The sequence below is a fragment of the Micrococcus sp. 63XJN7_6_ISO-PGPR-S23-444 genome, from assembly GCF_058072765.1.
In genome coordinates, this window is the sequence record NZ_JBYRDX010000002.1 from 32,356 (window position 1) to 47,212 (window position 14,857).

At 70.4% G+C, this 14,857-nt stretch carries 18 protein-coding genes, 1 pseudogene and 1 CRISPR repeat array; of the genes and pseudogenes, 9 read left to right on the forward strand and 10 right to left on the reverse strand.

Annotated features, from left to right (window positions below; genetic code table 11):
* Window positions 1-93 precede the first annotated feature (93 nt).
* The 5 genes and pseudogenes from AC3RJ9_RS11365 to AC3RJ9_RS11385 all read left to right on the forward strand — a co-directional run bounded on the left by AC3RJ9_RS11365 (window position 94) and on the right by AC3RJ9_RS11385 (window position 4,554).
* Window positions 94-423 carry an IS3 family transposase gene (locus AC3RJ9_RS11365; protein WP_031943831.1) on the forward strand — a complete coding sequence of 110 codons (330 nt, stop codon included), beginning with the start codon at window positions 94-96 and terminating at the stop codon, window positions 421-423.
* On the forward strand, window positions 420-1,130 hold the full coding sequence (locus AC3RJ9_RS11370) for an IS3 family transposase (RefSeq protein WP_031943830.1): 711 nt from the start codon (window positions 420-422) through the stop codon (window positions 1,128-1,130). The genes AC3RJ9_RS11365 and AC3RJ9_RS11370 overlap by 4 nt, the downstream gene beginning before the upstream one ends.
* Window positions 1,096-2,538: an IS30 family transposase gene (locus AC3RJ9_RS11375; RefSeq protein WP_420709528.1), complete on the forward strand. Its 1,443-nt coding sequence runs from the start codon at window positions 1,096-1,098 to the stop codon at window positions 2,536-2,538. The genes AC3RJ9_RS11370 and AC3RJ9_RS11375 overlap by 35 nt, the downstream gene beginning before the upstream one ends.
* A 4-nt stretch (window positions 2,539-2,542) precedes the next feature.
* A pseudogene (locus AC3RJ9_RS11380) lies at window positions 2,543-2,836 on the forward strand (transposase); the annotation flags it as partial.
* A gap of 614 nt (window positions 2,837-3,450) precedes the next feature.
* Entirely contained in the window at window positions 3,451-4,554 is a 1,104-nt protein-coding gene (locus tag AC3RJ9_RS11385; protein WP_126860896.1) for a hypothetical protein, read from the forward strand.
* Window positions 4,555-4,968: 414 nt separating this feature from the next.
* On the opposite strand, the gene AC3RJ9_RS11390 is transcribed toward AC3RJ9_RS11385, so the two are convergent.
* Window positions 4,969-5,145 carry a hypothetical protein gene (locus AC3RJ9_RS11390; protein WP_031943824.1) on the reverse strand — a complete coding sequence of 59 codons (177 nt, stop codon included), beginning with the start codon at window positions 5,143-5,145 and terminating at the stop codon, window positions 4,969-4,971.
* A 309-nt stretch (window positions 5,146-5,454) separates the two neighbouring features.
* On the opposite strand from AC3RJ9_RS11390, the gene AC3RJ9_RS11395 reads away from it, so the two are divergent.
* The 4 genes from AC3RJ9_RS11395 (at window position 5,455) to AC3RJ9_RS11410 (ending at window position 8,685) form a co-directional block, all read left to right on the forward strand.
* Window positions 5,455-5,754 carry a hypothetical protein gene (locus AC3RJ9_RS11395; RefSeq protein ID WP_031943823.1) on the forward strand — a complete coding sequence of 100 codons (300 nt, stop codon included), beginning with the start codon at window positions 5,455-5,457 and terminating at the stop codon, window positions 5,752-5,754.
* 3 nt (window positions 5,755-5,757) lie between these two features.
* Window positions 5,758-6,207, forward strand: a complete 450-nt coding sequence (locus AC3RJ9_RS11400; RefSeq protein ID WP_069941827.1) for a helix-turn-helix domain-containing protein — start codon at window positions 5,758-5,760, stop codon at window positions 6,205-6,207.
* Between the two features lie 101 nt (window positions 6,208-6,308).
* On the forward strand, window positions 6,309-6,941 hold the full coding sequence (locus AC3RJ9_RS11405; protein ID WP_240335751.1) for an HNH endonuclease family protein: 633 nt from the start codon (window positions 6,309-6,311) through the stop codon (window positions 6,939-6,941).
* Window positions 6,942-7,023: 82 nt separating this feature from the next.
* On the forward strand, window positions 7,024-8,685 hold the full coding sequence (locus tag AC3RJ9_RS11410; RefSeq protein WP_069941829.1) for an RNA-guided endonuclease InsQ/TnpB family protein: 1,662 nt from the start codon (window positions 7,024-7,026) through the stop codon (window positions 8,683-8,685).
* 1 nt (window position 8,686) lies between these two features.
* Window positions 8,687-9,141: direct repeats of the CRISPR family, unit length 28 nt; unit sequence GGAAGCCCCGCGCACGCAGGGATGAGCC.
* A 149-nt stretch (window positions 9,142-9,290) separates the two neighbouring features.
* Here the strand turns inward: AC3RJ9_RS11410 and AC3RJ9_RS11415 are convergent.
* From AC3RJ9_RS11415 to AC3RJ9_RS11455, 9 genes are all read right to left on the reverse strand, one after another.
* Window positions 9,291-9,842, reverse strand: coding sequence for a hypothetical protein (locus tag AC3RJ9_RS11415; protein ID WP_069941830.1), 552 nt, complete (start codon window positions 9,840-9,842; stop codon window positions 9,291-9,293).
* Between the two features lie 29 nt (window positions 9,843-9,871).
* Window positions 9,872-10,141, reverse strand: coding sequence for a hypothetical protein (locus AC3RJ9_RS11420; protein ID WP_069941831.1), 270 nt, complete (start codon window positions 10,139-10,141; stop codon window positions 9,872-9,874).
* Between the two features lie 79 nt (window positions 10,142-10,220).
* Entirely contained in the window at window positions 10,221-10,490 is a 270-nt protein-coding gene (locus AC3RJ9_RS11425; protein WP_069941832.1) for a hypothetical protein, read from the reverse strand.
* A gap of 160 nt (window positions 10,491-10,650) precedes the next feature.
* Entirely contained in the window at window positions 10,651-10,980 is a 330-nt protein-coding gene (locus AC3RJ9_RS11430) for a DUF3846 domain-containing protein (protein ID WP_031943816.1), read from the reverse strand.
* Window positions 10,981-11,192: 212 nt separating this feature from the next.
* On the reverse strand, window positions 11,193-11,858 hold the full coding sequence (locus AC3RJ9_RS11435) for a hypothetical protein (RefSeq protein WP_069941833.1): 666 nt from the start codon (window positions 11,856-11,858) through the stop codon (window positions 11,193-11,195).
* A 251-nt stretch (window positions 11,859-12,109) separates the two neighbouring features.
* The gene (locus AC3RJ9_RS11440) at window positions 12,110-12,760 is read right to left on the reverse strand and encodes a hypothetical protein (RefSeq protein ID WP_069941834.1); all 651 of its coding nucleotides are present in this window, start codon (window positions 12,758-12,760) and stop codon (window positions 12,110-12,112) included.
* 116 nt (window positions 12,761-12,876) lie between these two features.
* A complete protein-coding gene (locus AC3RJ9_RS11445) occupies window positions 12,877-13,068 on the reverse strand; it encodes a hypothetical protein (RefSeq protein WP_049161172.1) in 192 nt (63 codons plus the stop codon).
* 263 nt (window positions 13,069-13,331) lie between these two features.
* On the reverse strand, window positions 13,332-14,045 hold the full coding sequence (locus tag AC3RJ9_RS11450) for a hypothetical protein (protein WP_069941835.1): 714 nt from the start codon (window positions 14,043-14,045) through the stop codon (window positions 13,332-13,334).
* Window positions 14,046-14,313: 268 nt separating this feature from the next.
* A complete protein-coding gene (locus AC3RJ9_RS11455) occupies window positions 14,314-14,760 on the reverse strand; it encodes a hypothetical protein (RefSeq protein WP_069941836.1) in 447 nt (148 codons plus the stop codon).
* Window positions 14,761-14,857: the final 97 nt, after the last annotated feature.

Genomic DNA, 14,857 nt, shown 5'->3' on the forward strand with positions numbered 1-14,857 from the left:
GAATCATCCTCTGGCCGATCGCAGGTGGCGCTTGACCCCTGATCTTGGACACGCTGATTCCAGCACGATGCTGGGGAAGCGAGAATCCAAGGGATGGCTAGGAAGAACTACACGGACGAGTTCCGGCAGCGCGCGGTGGACTTGTATGAGTCCACGCCGGGTTCGACGCTCAAGGGCATCGCCGGGGATCTCGGGATCTCTCGGGGTGCGCTGAAAGAGTGGGTCGACAAGTTCGGCTCCGGGGTCACGGTTGCCGCTGCGTCGCCGCCGGGGGCGACGGGGCGACCGGAGTCGCAGGCGGCGAAGGTCCTCCGGTTGGAGGCCGACCTCGCAGCCTTGCAGGCCGAGGCCCGCAAGCTCGAGACGGAGCGGGACATCCTCCGTCAGGCGGCGAAGTATTTCGCCGGGGAGACGAACTGGTGAACCGCTTCCAGTTTGTTGAGGATCACAAGGACGCCTACGGCGTGAAGCGGTTGTGTGAGGTCGTCGAGGTCGCCCGCTCGTCGTTCTACGCCTGGCTGGACTCCGCCGGGCGGCGAGCCGCGAAGGCGACAGACGACGCGGTGTTGGCGGCGCGGATCCGGGTGCTGCAAGACCCCGCTCAGGGTGGCGACCGCGCCTACGGGGCGCCCAGGATCACCGCCGACCTCAACGACGGTGTGCCCGTTGCGGAGCGGGTGAATCACAAGCGCGTCGCGCGGGTAATGCGTGAGCACCGTCTCGCGGGGATCCGGTTGCGACGACGGGTGAAGACCACGATCCCGGACCAGTCCGCCAGGCGCTTCCCCGACCTGATCGGACGGGACTTCTCCGTCGGCGACCCCGGCCGCCGCTACGTGGGCGACATCACCTACCTGCCTATCGCCGACGGCACGAACCTCTACCTCGCGTCCTGCATCGATCTCGGCTCCCGGAAGCTCGCGGGCTGGCAAGTCGCCGACCACATGCGCACCGAACTCGTCGAAGACGCCCTCCGTGCCGCGCACCACGACCGCGGGTCGCTGGTCGGCGCGATCTTCCACTCCGACCACGGCAGCGTCGGTGGATTCAATCGGTCGTCGCAACACCCTCTCGGAATCACTGGAGGTATGGGCGATGGCAAGCAAGGACTGGGCGAGGAAGATCAGTGACGTGCCCGAGGGGACACGTCGGCAGTGGAGAGCGGATCGGGCTTTGCGGGCCCCGATGCGCTCTCCTGGCAGGCCGCAGCCCTCACGGGAGGTCCAACGCCAGTTCTGGCGTGTGATCGCCACCGGTGTCACCACGGTCGAGGCATCCCTGACTGTGGGCGTGTCCTGGCCCGTCGGGGCGCGCTGGTTCCGTCACGCTGGCGGGATGACCCCGCTGTCCTTAGCCGAGCCCACCGGCCGGTATCTGTCCTTCGCTGAGCGTGAGGAGCTCGCGATCCTCCATGCCCAGGGCCAGGGGGTCCGTCAGATCGCACGCACGCTGGAACGTGATCCCGGCACGATCAGCCGTGAGCTGCGCCGTAACTGCGCCACTCGTTCCGGGAAGCAGGAGTACCGGGCCACGGTGGCGCAGTGGAAGGCCCAGGAAGCTGCCAGGCGGCCCAAGCCGGCGAAGCTGGCCACGAACCAGCGACTGCACGACTACGTCCAGGCACGCCTGAACGGGGTGGTCCTGGGCCCCGATGGCGTGGCCGTGCCGGGACCGGTCGGGCCCGGTTTCAAGGGGCGGAAGATGAAACCGCGCCGGGCGGACCGGCGGTGGTCCACGGCGTGGAGCCCTGAGCAGATCAGCCACCGGCTGCGCCTGGAGTTCCCGGATGATGTGTCCATGCGGATCTCTCACGAGGCGATCTATCAGTCCCTGTTCGTCGAGGGACGGGGCGCACTCAAACGCGAACTCGTCGGGTGCCTACGTACCGGGCGGGCTCTGCGCGAGCCGCGGGCACGTACCCGGAACAAGCCCCAGGGCCACGTCACCGAGGACGTGGTGTTCAGCAAGCGCCCACCCGAGGCCGCTGATCGTGCTGTGCCCGGGCACTGGGAAGGGGACCTGATCATCGGGACCGAGCGTTCAGCGATCGGGACTCTGGCCGAGCGCAAGAGCCGGGCCACGATCCTGGTCCACTTGCCCCGCCTGGAGGGATGGGGTGAGCGGCCGCCGGTGAAGAACGGGCCGTCGCTGGGTGGGTACGGGGCCGAGGCGATGACCGCGGCCCTGATCAAGGCGATGGCGACGGTGCCGGAGCAGCTGCGTCAGAGCTTGACGTGGGATCGGGGCAAGGAGCTGGCCGGGCATGTCCAGTTCACGATGGCCACGGGCACGAAGGTGTTCTTCGCTGACCCCCACTCGCCGTGGCAGCGGCCGACGAACGAGAACACGAACGGGGTGCTGCGGCAGTACTTCCCCAAGGGCACGGACCTGTCGAGATGGTCGGCCGAGGACCTCGCAGCAGTCGCGTACACGCTGAACAACAGGCCCAGGAAGGTCCTGGACTGGAAGACTCCCGCGGAGGTCTTCGCCGAGCAGCTACGCTCGCTCTCAACGCACGGTGTTGCAACGACCGGTTGAACCCGCCGTCTACACCTCGAAGGCCTACGCCGCGCTCTGCGAGCAGCTGGGCGTGACCCAGTCCACGGGCGCGGTCGGCACGAGTGCCGACAACTCACTCGCGGAAAGCTTCAACGCCACGCTCAAGCGCGAACTCCTCGCCGGCCGGTCAGCGTTCCCGGACCAGGCCACCGCCTACCGGGCCGTGTTCCGGTGGGCGAACCGCTACAACACTCGCCGGCGCCACTCCGCGATCGGCAACATCAGCCCGAACGCCTACGAAGCCGCACGCTCCGCTACGCTTGCGGAAGCGGCATAACCGAACCGACACCGTGTCCACGATCAAGGGCCAAGGCCCGGTCTCCTCCTTCTCTGCATCGTCCAATTCGTTGCGGCTGTCATTGCGCCACGATTCTCGCGCTGGTACCTGGGGGCGTGGTCGGCGGTCCTGGGGATCGTCGTGCTTTACAACGTGGTCACGTTCTTGGAGCTGGGCGGCTCTGAGACGCCTGGCGGACAGGGAGCCGCCTGGAGCGGACCCGGCCTCAACGAGATGATGTGGGGTTCCATGGCCGGGGTCGGGGTGATCATGCTGTGGTTTGCCGACTTGGCTGGCGCCACGATCGCGTGGGAGAGGCGGCGTCGTCGGTCCGTTGATTGAACGGCGCAGTGAATCGCCCCGGGGGGCCTTGACCCTCGATCGTGTAGTTCTTCCTAGCCATCCCTTGGATTCTCGCTTCCCCAGCAACGTGCTGGAATCAGCGTGTCCAAGATCTGGGGTCAAGCGCCCTCACGGCAGACCCGACGACTGAATAGGCGATGTTCGAGACACTCGTCTTTGACTTGTTAGCACCGTTGGGGGCCGTGGGTGCGGAGAGGCGCACCCTGCGCCCTGCACCCGCGGCGATGGGGTGATTTCGAAAGGGTGGATTGATGACCGGTCTCACACCAGGCGAGGCGCGTGGCTGGGCTGCGCGGTTGCTTCTGGCCGAGGATGCCCGCTGGGTGGGGGACATTGTTCTCTCTGCCGCAGCAGACGAGCAATCGCAGGCCTACCCTGCCTTATTGCTCGGGCACCATTTCGTCCGAATCGTTTATGAGGGAAGTCAAGCCCTCCAGTCAGCGAAACCCGAGGTCGGGTGGCCGCAACTCGCGAGCATGTTGCAGCACGAGTACGGGGCGGTCACGTCACGGGTGCGGCATATGTCGAAGCTGCTGGACGACACGAACAGGTCCTACGACCAGGTTCTTGCAGAAATGCAAGAAGCGAAAGCAGTCTCGCACAGGGCGCTCACGGGGAAAGCGCACCCCTGGGTTCGGTGGGCGGAGACCGACCTCGGCCTTTACATGATCGAGCGCAGTGTCGTCGGTGCATCGACCCCGATGGCCTACCGGCTTGCCCTTGACCCAGGGGAGCTGGAACGCGTGGCAGGAGAGGATCTCCACGCGGTTACGCCCGAATGGGGCTCCACACTCGCGGTGCTTGCCGCGGCCGCCCCGGATGCTTGGGAAATGCGGCCCACACTTGCGCTGGACGCACACATCAAGTACAAGGACAGGCTCGCGAGTCGCTATCTGAAGAACCGATATGAGCCTGACTTCGACGATGCCGAGAAACTACTTCTCTTAATGATTGAAGCAGATTTCAACACCAACCGCCTCTACCTTCCTCGCACTCAGCCCGGCCATGAGGGGCCCTGTTTGCGTGCGCGCATCGTCACGACCTATCACTCTCTCAAGGCACTGCGCCGCATTCTCGACAGGCATCCTGGCCTCGATACGGCCGGTACCCGAAGTATTCGCGGGATCCTCGCAGATCCGGCCGCGAAGCGGCTCTGCTCGCGTGACGGCAAGATGGTCAGAAACCGGAGTGTCCATTATCAGATGGACGATCCGTCCATTATCCCCGACTTCAACAAGCCCATGTTCGGGATCATTGAAGCCGTGGCACCGAGCTTCACGTGGGAAACTCTCGATACCGACCTTCGATCGGTCGAAGACCAGCTGGCGGATGCGCTCGGGTCATGGGGAAAGTAGTCCTAGGGCGTGTCAGCACGGCGCCTGCGTGCGCGGGCACCAGCCCGTGGGCGGCGGCGTACTGGAAGCGCAGCATCTGGGCCAGGTGGGCCTGGGCTTGCATGAACGCGAGGACCTGAGCGGCGTCGGGCCGGTAGGCGGTGCCGTCGGCGGTCTGGGCGCGCACCATCTCGGGGCGGTCGTGGGCGACCCAGCGGGCCACCTCGGAATCTGTGGTCGGCAGGGACGTGGTCATCCGCCCTTGCCAGGACACCTGGATCATCAGGGACACCTCCACCCTTACGTTGATCTGACGTCAACATACTAGGTGGGCTGGCAAGTGGAGGGCAACAAGCTCTGGACGCGCGAAAGCGCCCCGCGAGGTTCCTGCGACTGTCAGATCAACGGGAAAGCGGGGCGCTTCTGGGGTCCAGTCTAGGCGACCAGCGCCGCCGGCGGGAAGGCGTCCGGGACGTCGATGAAACGACGCAGCACCTGGCAGCAGCGCCACCAATGACAGGCTGCGGTGCTCGCATGCGCGCGCTCGCTGTCGGTCACCACCTCGACGGCCTCGGCCAGGGCGGCCTCCAGGTGCTCGACCTCGATGCTCATGGCTCCTCCGATCCGCGGGTGTCCTTCACCGTGGATAAGGCGGTCGCGCGGCCGTGATGTCCCTTCTGGGTGCCAGGCAGAGCGAAGCCCTCCCGGCGCGGAGGGGGGATGGCCAGGAGGGCTTCTAAGTCGCAGGCCCTACGGGATGGGCTCACGTTCGACCTGTGCAAACCGTAGCAGGGGCAGTGGTGACGGGGGGGGGGTTGTGGATAAGGGTTGCGGGTGTATGGCGTGACGCGTATGGTTTGACGTGTATCGCTAGACCTACGTGAGGTGATTCTGTCGCCTCCAGATTGAGAGAGCACCCCCATGACCACCTTCTACTACTCCGTCAACGAGATGGCTCGGCAAGCCGGCTTCACCTCGCCCTCCACCTGGACCCGCATCAAGAACGACCTGCGCGCCCCCGACGCCGTCATGGTCAGCAAGATCCAGGGCGCCGGCTGGACCCTGGACAGCTGGGAGGACGCCGCCAACAACGAGCTGCACACCCGTCGCGAGCCCCTGATGAAGGCCATCACCCGCCTGCGCCTCGAGGAGGAGGCCCTGCGTCAGGAGTACGGCGTGACCGACCAGGACGAGCCGGCCGACCAGAAGGCGGAGGGCTGAGCCATGAACGCTATCGAGCTGAAGTGCCGCCGAGAGGCCCTCGGTCTGTCCCGCGACGCCCTCGCCGACACCCTGGGTGTCGCGGAGAAGAGCATCACCCGCTGGGAGTTCGGCAAGAACCCGCCGCGGGACTGGTCCTGGATCGACTCGGCCATGACCCGCCTGGAGGACTACCGCGAGCGCCTCGTGGAGGAGCTGATCGCCGAGACCTTGCGCGTGCATGAGCAGGCCGGTGCCGCGCTGATGTTGACCTACGCTTCCCGCGGTTCCTTCTACAGGTGGTTGCCGGAGATGGAGGAGCCGGACATGGGTGATGGCATCGCGGTGATTCCCGTGGAGCTGCACCGGGCGGCCACCGCCGAGGCCGCGCGCCGGCTGCGGGTGAGCCATGGGCTGCACGCCGTGATCGAGGCTGTGCCCACTCCGCAGGAGCGTGAGGGGGCGGGCTCGTGAGCGTGCGTCGATGGGTCTCGAGCGTCGTCGCCGTGGTGGCCGCTCTGGGTGTGGCTGGCGCCGTCGGGGGTGGACATGTGCAGGGGGTCCAGGTGCCAGAGGTGAAGCTTCCCAAGGTGGCGCTGCCCAGCGGAGTGGAGCTGCCCTCACTCGGCGACACGTCCCCGACGCCGGCGGCCGGCCCGGTCGGGGGCCAGCTCGAGCAGCTGGCCCTGACCTCCGCGGCACCGGCCAGCGCCTACACGCGAGACGCGTTCGGCCAGCGCTGGGCGGACGTGGACCGCAACGGCTGTGACACCCGCAACGACGTGCTGCGGCGCGACCTGACACAGGTGCAGATCAAGCCCGGCACGCAGGGGTGCAAGGTGCTCTCCGGCCAGCTCGTGGACCCCTACAGCGGCGCTACGATCCCCTTCTCCTCCCAGGACTCCCAGGCCGTGCAGATCGACCACACGGTCTCCCTTGCCGATGCCTGGGCCTCCGGGGCGTGGGCGTGGGACGAGTCCCAGCGCACGGCGTTCGCCAACGACCCGGCGAATCTGCTGGCCGTGGATGGGCCGGCGAACAACTCGAAGTCGGATGCGACCGCGGCGGACTGGCTGCCGGACACCGTTGCGGGCCGATGTGAGCTCGTGGAGCACCAGGTGGTGGTGAAGGCCAAGTGGGGGCTGAGCGTCACCGAGCGCGAGCGCGCGGCGATGCGCAGGGTGTTGGCCTCCTGCCCGGCTGGGTGAGCGAGGCCGTAACGTGTCCGGGGGGTGGGTGACCATGCCCCTGAACGGATGGACGATGCTGGCGCAGGAGGAGGTGTGAGCGATGACGACTACCACGGGTACCGACCTGGCCCCGAGGCTGCGCGCGTTCAAGCACCGCCTGGACCCCAACCCCGCCCAGGCCACCCTGCTGGCCCAGTACGCCGGCGCCGCGCGCGTCGCCTACAACATGCTCACCGCCCACAACCGGGCCGCCCTGGCCGCCGGTGCCGCCCGTCGCACCGAGCTGGCCGAGACCGGGCTGGCCGGCCCCGAGCTGGCCGCGCGCATGAAGGCCGAGCGCGCCGCCGACCCCACCCTCCGCGTGGCCAGCTACCAGTCGTACTCCACGGCCCACCTGACCCCGCTGATCCGCCGCCACCGCGAGGCTGCCGCCGCGATCGCCGCCGGCGCCGACCCGGCCGAAGCATGGACCGACGAGCGATACGCCGAGCCCTGGATGCACACCGTGCCCCGCCGCGTCCTGGTCTCCGGCCTCCAGAACGCCGCGAAGGCCACCGAGAACTGGATGGCCTCCGCCTCCGGCACGCGCGCCGGCGCGCGCGTCGGCCTGCCGCGGTTCAAGAAGAAGGGCCGGTCCCGGGACAGCTTCACCATCCCCGCCCCCGAGGTCATCGGCGCCGCGGGCACCCCCTACAAGCGCGGCGAGCCCCGCCGCGGGGTGATCACCGACCACCGGCACCTGCGCCTGGCCTCCCTGGGGACCATCCGCACCTACGACAAGACCAGCCGCCTGGTCCGCGCCTGCCGCCGCGGCGCCCAGATCCGGTCCATGACCATCTCCCAGGCCGGCGGACGGTGGTACGCCTCGATCCTCGTTGCCGACCCCACCCCCATCCGGACCGGGCCCAGCCGTCGCCAGCGCGCCAACGGCGCCGTCGGCGTGGACCTGGGCGTCAAGCACCTGGCCGCCCTCTCCACCGGCGAGGTCATCGACAACGGCCGCCCCGGTGCCCGCCAGGCCGCCCGCCTAACCCGCCTCCAGCGTGCCCACGCCCGCACCCAGCCCGGCTCGAACCGCCGCGAGCGCGTGCGCCGGCAGATCGCGGCACTCCAGCACGGGATCGCCCTACGTCGGGCGGGGCTGCTGCATCAGGTGTCCACGAGACTGGCGACGGACTTCGCGGTGGTCGCCCTGGAGGACCTGAACGTGGCGGGGATGACCCGTTCGGCCCGCGGGACGCTCGAGGCGCCGGGTAGGAACGTGGCCGCCAAGTCCGGGTTGAACCGGGCGATCCTGGATGCCGGGCTGGGGATGCTGCGCCGGCAGCTGGACTACAAGACCTCCTGGGCAGGGTCCCAGGTGAAGATGATCGACCGATTCGCGCCCTCCTCGAAGGCGTGCTCGCGCTGCGGGACAGTCAAATCCACGCTGTCCCTGGCCGAGCGGACCTTCGAGTGCGAGGCCTGCCACCTGGTGATCGACCGCGACGTGAACGCCGCGATCAACATCCGGGCGTGGGCTGTGCAGGAGGAGCGTGGAGCAGGGGTCGAGCTCGCCCGAGGCCGTCGGGAGAGTCGAAACGGACGTGGAGCTGCTGTCTCGGGCCCGCCATCTGGCGGGGCCGCGAGGCAGGGGCGTGGAAGCGTCAAGCCCGCACCCCAGGGTGTGGGCATGTCCAGCCGGGCAACTGGCTGGTCATCCCAACCCCCCTCAACCGAAGGGGAAAGCGCAGAGCGCGGAGCATCCGCCCTGGCCAGGTAGTGGAAGCCCCGCGCACGCAGGGATGAGCCCGCGGACTCCCAGTCCATCGCCAGCTTGCCCGTGGAAGCTCCGCGCACGCAGGGATGAGCCCCTGACTGACGGACTGACTGACTGACTGAGGGTGGAAGCCCCGCGCACGCAGGGATGAGCCCTTGGTCTTGCCGTCAGCAAGCATGCGAGCCATGGAAGCCCCGCGCACGCAGGGATGAGCCCGTCCTGACGCTGTTCGAGGACGGCAGGGTAGAGGAAGCCCCGCGCACGCAGGGATGAGCCCGACGCTGCTGCTGTGGACGAGCTGCTTGCCGAGGAAGCCCCGCGCACGCAGGGATGAGCCACCCATCTTCTCCACGAAACGCTCCGCGATCGTGGAAGCCCCGCGCACGCAGGGATGAGCCCACGGGCACGTCGTCAAAGTCGGTGAGCCCGTCGGAAGCTCCGCCCGCGCAGGGATGAGCCAGACTCCCAGGGGCATTCACGGCTCCTGGGTTGAGCTGTCGTAGGGATCTGGGCTGGTCCCGGTCCTTCCTAGACACCATCCAGTGCTCGTGACAGCTGCGGGTGTCGTGGAGGTGCTGCGGGGACGTGTCGCGGTGTCCGCGGGATGCTCAGCTGGTGGGCTCGGGGACGGTGGCCTCGCACTGGACCATGGGCATGCCCTTGGGGTCGCCGGTCTGGGCGTCCAGGGGGGCGGTGGTGCCGTCGGCGATGATCTCGCAGTGCAGGTCGCCGGCGGCGGGCAGCTGCGGGACGTTGGCGATCACCTGGATCTTTTCACCGGGCTTGGCCTGGGTGCGCAGGGTCAGGGGGGTGGTGCCGGCGGGCTCGGCGGGGATGGTCTCTTTGGTGTGGGTGTCCGCGCCGGTGCCGCCCACGAAGAGGTTCACGCCGCCGCGGGCTGCCGTGGTGGTGGTGCCGTCGCGGGGGATCCACTGGATGCGGATCTGCACGTCCACGGGCTTGGCGGGGGCCGAGCTGGAGGGACGTGTCGTGGGGGTGGCCGAGCTGGCGGCCGCAGTGGGTGCCGTGGTGCTGCTCGCGGCTGCCGTGGGGGCCGCGCTCGCGCTCGTCGACGGGGCAGGAGCAGGTGTGGCGGTGCACCCCTGGAGGGCGAGGCCGGCCAGGGCCAGGGGGAGCAGGATCAGGGGGCGGGTGCGCATCAGGGGGGTCTCCTTCGGTGCGGGGCGGATCAGGCGTCCAGGATGGTGATGGTGGCCCCGGGCTCCAAGCGCTCGAGGTCGGCCGCGGTGAGGACCGCGAGGTTGTGCTCCAGGCTCGCCTCGCGGACGTCGCCGGTGTCGGGGAGGCGGCAGGCGCGGTGCAGGGACTGCTCCAGCGCGGTGATCGCGGACGGGTCGGCGTGGCGGACGTGGCGGATCAGGCCGCCGACGGTGCCCTCGAAGGACTCCTCGGAGCCGTGGGGGGTGATCAGGATGCGGGAGAGGGCGTTCAGGGGCATGGGGTCTCCTGGGGGCGTGGAGGTCGTGATGGTCATCCTGCCCGCCCTCCCGCCGGTGTGGCGGGAGGGCGGGGGAGGCTCAGCGGATCACCAGGACGGGGCCGGTGATGATCTCGCGGGCGTCGAAGCCGGCGTCGTGGATCATCTCGGTGGCCGTGGAGTTGAACGGGCGGGAGGAACTGTGGCGGGCGTCGGCCCAGAGCGACCAGTCGCCGTCCATGCCGTCGTAGTCGCCGGGGTTGTAGACCTCAGCGGTGGCGCCCAGCAGGCGGTCGATGTCAGCGGGGATGGTGTGGAGCTCGACGTCGGCGGTGGTGCCGTCGGGGTGGATCATCGTGGCCTTGGTCATCGGAGTCCCTTTCGTCAGGGGTGCGGGGGTCCGGATAACCCCTGCTGATGTGTATAACCATACACGCGTAAGAGGGATCGCGCAACAGGGGCGTGGGATTCGTGGGTGGCCCCGGCGCGGCCGGGGCGGGCGGGCCGCGGGGCCCGCCCGCCCGCGGGGCTCAGTCGTCGAGGCCGAGCCGCTCGCGCAGAGCCTTGGTGGGGGGCAGGTAGGTCTCCCCGTCGTCGGCCAGGTCGCCGGTGATCAGCACCGGGCCGACGATGACGTCGTCCGGGGCGAGGATGGTCAGCTCGTGGACGATCCGGTGACCCTTGGAGTTGACCGGCAGGCCGGCGATCTTGCCCTCCTCGTTGAGCCAGATGGTGTGGTCGCCATCGTCGGAGGACAGGGCCTCCACGTAGCCGCCGACGTGCTGCTGGAAGTCCTCCAGGCCGTTGACCTGCTCCTCGGTGACGTCGCCGGTGGGGGTGATCAGGATTGCATTGGCCATGATGGCTGTCCCTTCTATGGGGTGCGGGGATCCGGGTGATCCCTGCTGATGTGTCTAACCATACACATACGCGGTCGGATGTGCAACACCCTGCATCGCATCAGCCGCCGGCTGTGCCACGGATGCAGCCGGCCCCGCATCTCCGCGACACGTCCCCGGCGTGCCGCGAGCGCGGGGCCAGGGTGGGCCCCGCGCTCGCGGGCGGGCAGGGGTCAGCGGGCGGGGTTCAGGATGGACTCGGGCAGATGGAAGGGGGGCTGGTGGGTGCTGACGGCCTCGGCGGGGTCCTGGCGCATCATGCCGTGGGCCCAGCCGCTGAGGTCCCATCCGAGGTAGCCGGGGCGGCCGCCGGCGAGCAGGCGCAGGGGACCGAGGCGGCGGTGACGGTGGGCGGTGCGGGTCAGCTCGGCGAGGACTCCGGCGGGGACGTGGGTGTCCAGGCATCGGCAGGTGATCAGCACGTCCGGGTCGATCAGCGCGGGGTCCACCACGGGCGGGCGGACGGTGGCGGCGATGTTGGGTAGGCGCAGGGTCGAGTCGGCCAGGTGGAGGTAGACCAGATCGTCGTCGGCCTCCACGGCCACCGGGTGCAGGGTGCGCTCGGGCAGGGCGCGCAGGGTCTTGATGAGGTGGTGGGCCTGGTCGGCGCGCAGCATGGCCCCAGACTCGAGGGGGCCGGTGCTGACGTCGAGGGCGCGGGCGCCGGCGCGGGAGGTGTGGGTGCCATCGGAGCCGGTCAGCTCCAGGCACTGCTGGCGGGCGCGCAGGATCACCGCGGGCGTCGGGGTGCCGGGGGTGTGGGTGGCGGGCAGGCGGGTGGGCCAGGCGGCCAGGTCCAGGGCTCGGTACAGGTGGTCGGCGGTGGTGATGATGCCCATGGGGCTCCTCCTTGGAAGGGGTGCTGGGGGCCTCATGCCCCCTGCGACGTGTCCAACCATACACATGCAACGGCGCCTGCACAACATCATCCGCGAGCGCGGATCGGCGCGCCCCTGGTGGTGACGCGGAGCGGGCGGGGACGTGTCGCGGTCCCCGGCGGCCGGCGGCAGCTCCATGGAGCCGGCAGCTCGTCTCCGCGACACGTCCCCCCCGTCCCCGCCGGCGCGAGGCCGGCGGGGACGGGTGCCGGTCAGCCGCGCGGGCTCACGTGGGCGGCGTGCGTGCGGCCCAGCGCCCAGTCGCCCAGGTGCCAGGCCAGCAGATCGTCGCGCTCGCGGACGGCCCAGGCGTCGAGGCTGTCCTCGGGGCCCATGGCCGGCCCGCCCGTGAGCAGGTCCAGGCACAGGCCGGCGTGGAGCCCCCACAAGGGGCCGGGGACGGCGCCGTCCGGGGTGCTCGGGGGCACCGGGCCGGCCATGTCGCGCGGACGAACGGCGAGCGTGTCCACCGGGGAGAGCGTGTCGGCCTTGTTGCTGGCGGAAGCGAAGATCACCCAGAGGTCGCGCACCAGGTAGATGCCGACGGCGTCGGTGCGCAGCTCCACGGTCTCGTAGGTGTCGTCGAGTTCGGCCAGGCGGGCCAGCAGGGTCTGGGTGCCGTGGAGCGAGAGCACTGCGAGCAGGGCCTCGTCGCCGGTGTCCGTGCGCGGGGCCGGGTCGGCGTAGGCGCGGGAGAAGCTCTCCCCTGCCGCGGAGTAGATCCGCAGGGAGCCGTCAGGCTGGAGGACCAGGCCCACGCCGCCGGCGTCGGGGTCCGTGTCCGTGGCGGCCGCGCGGGCGGCCTGGGAACCGACGTAGAGCGCGCGGGCGAGGGTGGCGGGGCGGTAGAGCAGCTGGGACATCAGGGGGCCTCCTTGGCCTCGGGGTGCGGGGGGCCTCGTGCCCCCTGCGACGTGTCCAACCATACACATATAACGGCCGGCGCACAACACTATCCGCGAGCGCGGCGCGTGTGCGGTCAGTGGGAGCGGGTGGCGGCGTCGCGGGCGTCGTGGAGAGCCTGCGCGCGAGCCGTCTGCTGCCCCTGCTCGCGGGCCGCGCGGGCGGCCGCGGACTGCTGGGCCCGCTCGGTCTCTAGGGCCGCGCGCCGCTCCAGCAGAGCATGGGCGACGTCCTCGGCGGTGCCCTGCTGGCCGGCGTGCCACAGCACGCTCAGGGCCGGGACGCCGTCGACGTCGGGCAGGCTCGCCAGAGCGGAGTCGATCCGCTCGGGGGAGAACGGGTCCTCCCTCCCGACGCGGGCGGTGGGGGGCAGGGGGCCCGGGACGCGGTCAGGGCGGGGACGTGTCGCGGTCCACGGCAGCCGCCGGCAGCTCGATGCAGCCGGCAGCTCATCTCCGCGACACGTCCCCGCCCCGCCCTGGCCCGACCGCGAGCGCGGGGCGCACGGCCGGGCCGGGGGTGCGGTGGGGATCAGGGCAGGTAGAGGACGGCGGCGTCGTGTCGGGCGGCGAGTCCGGCGTGCTCGTCGGCCAGGTCGCGCGGGCGGGTGCGGTGGCGCGGGGGCGTGTAGAGCCGCCCGTGGGCCCAGTCGCCGATGCTCCAGTCCGTCAGGGTCGGCCGGCCGGGGACGGTGTAGAGGCGGGGGCTGGAGTTCAGGCGGGCGCGCGCGCCCAGCAGGGACGCGAGGGTGCCCGCGTGCGTGGGGACCGGAGAGGGGATCAGCTGGTCCGCCTGCGGCAGGGGGAACGGGCCCTCGGGGGCGCTGGCCCCGGCGGGGCTGGCGGTGCGATAGACGCGGGTGTGGGGGGAGCGGTAGAAGGGGCCGGTGCTGTCCGGGGCCTGCACCTCCATGAACAGGCATCCGGCGCGCGTGTCCAGGTGCACCGGGTAGGTGCCGGGCAGGCGGTTCGAGTGCAGCTCCTCGCTCAGGTTCAGGGCGTCCGGGAAGGACAGGGCCACCGGAGCCATGCCCTGCCCGTGGGTGACCGGCTCGCAGGGAGCGTAGGCGCGCGCCCACTCCCGGGGCCGAGAGACGGTGAGGCGGTAGCCGGCCTCGGTCAGCTCGAACCAGACGCGCCCGTTCACGCGGGCGTGGTCGCTGGCCCAGCCCAGCGGGGCCAGGGCCGCGTGGAGGGCCTGGCGCAGGGATCGGATCGTGGTGGTGGGGTTCTTGACGATGCTCACGGGAGCCTCCTTGGAAGGGGTGCCGGGGGCCTCATGCCCCCCGCGACGTGTCCAACCATACACATACACCGGCGCGCGCACAACACCATCCGCGAGCGCGGGCCGGCGCGCCCGTGGTGGTGTCGAGGGAAGGGCGGTGACGTGCCGCGATCCTCGGCTGCCGGCAGCAGCTCGATGCAGCCGGCTGCTCATCTCCACGACACGTCCCCCGGCGGCCGCGAGCGCGGGGGTCTCTCGCGCTCGCGGCCGCCGGGGGCTGGCGAGGTGGTCAGCGGCTCAGGCGCAGGCGGTCCACGTCGTGGCAGGCCTCCACGGCGGCGCGGTCGTCGGCGGCCCTCCTGGCCAGGGTGGCGTGCCCGGGGTGGGCGGTGTTCGCGCGGGCCAGGGCCTCGGAGTCGGTGGCGATGCGCTCCAGCAGGTCCCGCCGCTGGCAGCTCAGCCGGATGGCCTCCTCCAGGGCCGGGACCAGGTCGGGGTGCGGCTCGTCGCGGCGGGCCAGGCGCTTGTAGCGGGCGCGCGCGGCGGCGGCGGGGGCCGCGAGGGCGTGGGCCTGGCGGCGCTGGTCCTCCAGAGTGGCCACGGCCTGGCGGCGCCGGGCGCGGTCGTCGCAGTCCTCGCCCCACGGGTCGGGCTGGCACATCACGTCGCCGCACTCCGGGCAGGGCTCGAAGGCGGAGGGCAGGGAGTCGAGGTCGAGAAGGTGGTGCTCAGGCATCGGAGGTGCCTCCTTGGTCGGGGTGCCGGGGGCCTCATGCCCCCCGCTACGTGTCCAACCATACACACACAATGGCAAAAATACAACACCACCCGCG

Excerpts from the sequence above, each read along its gene's own strand:
- AC3RJ9_RS11415 (WP_069941830.1), bottom strand. The coding sequence starts at position 9,842 with ATGCGCACCCGCCCCCTGATCCTGCTCCCCCTGGCCCTGGCCGGCCTC.
- AC3RJ9_RS11385 (WP_126860896.1), top strand. The coding sequence starts at position 3,451 with ATGACCGGTCTCACACCAGGCGAGGCGCGTGGCTGGGCTGCGCGGTTG.
- AC3RJ9_RS11455 (WP_069941836.1), bottom strand. The coding sequence starts at position 14,760 with ATGCCTGAGCACCACCTTCTCGACCTCGACTCCCTGCCCTCCGCCTTC.
- AC3RJ9_RS11420 (WP_069941831.1), bottom strand. The coding sequence starts at position 10,141 with ATGCCCCTGAACGCCCTCTCCCGCATCCTGATCACCCCCCACGGCTCC.
- AC3RJ9_RS11425 (WP_069941832.1), bottom strand. The coding sequence starts at position 10,490 with ATGACCAAGGCCACGATGATCCACCCCGACGGCACCACCGCCGACGTC.
- AC3RJ9_RS11365 (WP_031943831.1), top strand. The coding sequence starts at position 94 with ATGGCTAGGAAGAACTACACGGACGAGTTCCGGCAGCGCGCGGTGGAC.
- AC3RJ9_RS11400 (WP_069941827.1), top strand. The coding sequence starts at position 5,758 with ATGAACGCTATCGAGCTGAAGTGCCGCCGAGAGGCCCTCGGTCTGTCC.
- AC3RJ9_RS11410 (WP_069941829.1), top strand. The coding sequence starts at position 7,024 with ATGACGACTACCACGGGTACCGACCTGGCCCCGAGGCTGCGCGCGTTC.
- AC3RJ9_RS11395 (WP_031943823.1), top strand. The coding sequence starts at position 5,455 with ATGACCACCTTCTACTACTCCGTCAACGAGATGGCTCGGCAAGCCGGC.
- AC3RJ9_RS11435 (WP_069941833.1), bottom strand. The coding sequence starts at position 11,858 with ATGGGCATCATCACCACCGCCGACCACCTGTACCGAGCCCTGGACCTG.
- AC3RJ9_RS11430 (WP_031943816.1), bottom strand. The coding sequence starts at position 10,980 with ATGGCCAATGCAATCCTGATCACCCCCACCGGCGACGTCACCGAGGAG.
- AC3RJ9_RS11375 (WP_420709528.1), top strand. The coding sequence starts at position 1,096 with ATGGCAAGCAAGGACTGGGCGAGGAAGATCAGTGACGTGCCCGAGGGG.
- AC3RJ9_RS11390 (WP_031943824.1), bottom strand. The coding sequence starts at position 5,145 with ATGAGCATCGAGGTCGAGCACCTGGAGGCCGCCCTGGCCGAGGCCGTC.
- AC3RJ9_RS11440 (WP_069941834.1), bottom strand. The coding sequence starts at position 12,760 with ATGTCCCAGCTGCTCTACCGCCCCGCCACCCTCGCCCGCGCGCTCTAC.